2 protein-coding genes are annotated in these 1,030 nt (G+C 56.3%); both read left to right on the top strand.

Features of this window, described 5'->3' with window-relative positions:
- Window positions 1-89 precede the first annotated feature (89 nt).
- Window positions 90-476 (top strand): IS66-like element accessory protein TnpA, encoded by a 387-nt coding sequence (gene tnpA / locus ACWGTI_RS32515; RefSeq protein ID WP_454590661.1) that lies wholly within the window; start codon window positions 90-92, stop codon window positions 474-476.
- Window positions 473-820, top strand: a complete 348-nt coding sequence (tnpB, locus tag ACWGTI_RS32510; protein ID WP_454578996.1) for an IS66 family insertion sequence element accessory protein TnpB — start codon at window positions 473-475, stop codon at window positions 818-820. Before tnpA ends, tnpB begins: the two co-directional genes overlap by 4 nt.
- The last annotated feature ends 210 nt before the right edge of the window (window positions 821-1,030 follow it).

Genomic DNA, 1,030 nt, shown 5'->3' with positions numbered 1-1,030 from the left:
GTGAGCGTCCGGTGAGCGGATTTTGGTTAGGTGCGGGATTGGCGCAAGTTACGACACAGATGATTCATTTGTGACGTAACAGGGTATGAATGGCCAAGGTTGAGATCCTGACGGGTGCCGAGCGACAACGTCGATGGTCGACGGAACTGAAGCTTTCGATCTTGCAAGAAGCGTTCAGCGCGGAAGGCAGCGTTTCGGATGTAGCGCGCCGGCACGACGTTCTTCCGCAACAGATATACGCCTGGCGAAAGAAGTTCTCGCCACCCGAATTGAAACCTCCACAGACCCCATCGTTCATCCCGGTCTCGCTTATCGGAGCGTCGGAGAGGGTGAGTGACGGTTCCAACAGGAGCGGTGCTCGGTCGAGATGCAAAGACGTTGAAATCGTCTTGAGGAATGGCCGCCTACTGAGAATTGCAGCGGACATGGATCTCGAAGTGCTATCGTCGCTTGTCGCTTGTGTGGAGGCGGCATGATCGGGCCTTCGGGAAATGTGCGGGTTTATCTGGCCTGCGGAGTGACCGACATGCGGCGTGGCATTGATGGACTGTCGGCGCTCGTTGAGACGGTTATCAAGGAGGCGCCAGGTTCCGGCGTAATCTTCGGCTTCCGCGGAAAACGCGCTGATCGGATCAAACTTTTATGGTGGGATGGCCAAGGGTTCTGCCTATTTTACAAAATTTTGGAACGCGGATACTTTCCCTGGCCGACGGCGAAAGATGGGGTTGCGCATCTGACGCAAGCGCAGTTGTCGATGCTTGTTGAGGGGATCGACTGGCGCCGACCTGCGTGGACTTCCGCTCCCGGTCGAACGGGTTAAAAGCTATATTTTGCAAGGACATCCGGGGCATAATGCTAGCTCTTCCGGCGCAAATCGGCTATGTAGGCGGGTATGGAAACAACGCCGCTGGACAGTCAGGACGAGCTATTTGTTTTGCGCGCGCTCGTCGCTGAACAGGCGGCGAAACTTGAGAGCCAAGAAGCCGAAGTCAGCAAGCGCGACTCCATTATCGGGCTTCTGCGCGTGCAG

This window comes from Mesorhizobium sp. ArgA1 (assembly GCF_053714375.1).
This window is presented reverse-complemented; position numbering and strand designations above follow the sequence as displayed.

Excerpts from the sequence above, each read along its gene's own strand:
- tnpA (WP_454590661.1), top strand. The coding sequence starts at position 90 with ATGGCCAAGGTTGAGATCCTGACGGGTGCCGAGCGACAACGTCGATGG.
- tnpB (WP_454578996.1), top strand. The coding sequence starts at position 473 with ATGATCGGGCCTTCGGGAAATGTGCGGGTTTATCTGGCCTGCGGAGTG.